Annotated in this window: 1 protein-coding gene; it reads left to right on the forward strand. The window is 66.2% G+C overall.

The window, feature by feature from the left end; all coding sequences use genetic code 11:
- Positions 1 to 503 (forward strand): methyl-accepting chemotaxis protein (locus tag QCE48_RS31725; protein WP_309794501.1); only part of this gene is annotated, 503 nt, incomplete at both ends.

Here is a 503-nt window from a genome sequence, read left to right on the forward strand (position 1 = left end):
TCGGGCAGCGAATCCATCGCCTCGGCGACCAAGCAGATCGCGGCGGGCAACATCGATCTGTCTTCGCGCACGGAAGAGCAGGCTTCGGCGCTGCAGGAAACGGCGTCGAGCATGGAGCAGCTCACCGGCACGGTCAAACAGAACGCCGACAACGCGCGTCAGGCGAGCGCGCTGGCCGCGAACGCGTCGGAGATCGCCAACAAGGGCAGCGCGGTCGTGAGCCAGGTGGTCGGCACAATGGGCGAGATCAACCAGAGCTCGGCGAAGATCGCGGACATCATCACGATCATCGAAGGCATCGCGTTCCAGACCAACATTCTCGCGTTGAACGCGGCCGTCGAAGCGGCGCGCGCCGGGGAAGAAGGGCGCGGCTTCGCGGTCGTGGCAGGCGAAGTGCGTACGCTCGCGCAGCGCTCGTCGGCGGCGGCGAAGGAAATCAAGGAACTGATCGACACGTCGGTGTCGCGCGTGCAGTCGGGCACGACGCTCGTCGACGAAGCAGG

The organism is Caballeronia sp. LZ024 (genome assembly GCF_031451455.1).
GTDB lineage: Bacteria > Pseudomonadota > Gammaproteobacteria > Burkholderiales > Burkholderiaceae > Caballeronia > Caballeronia telluris.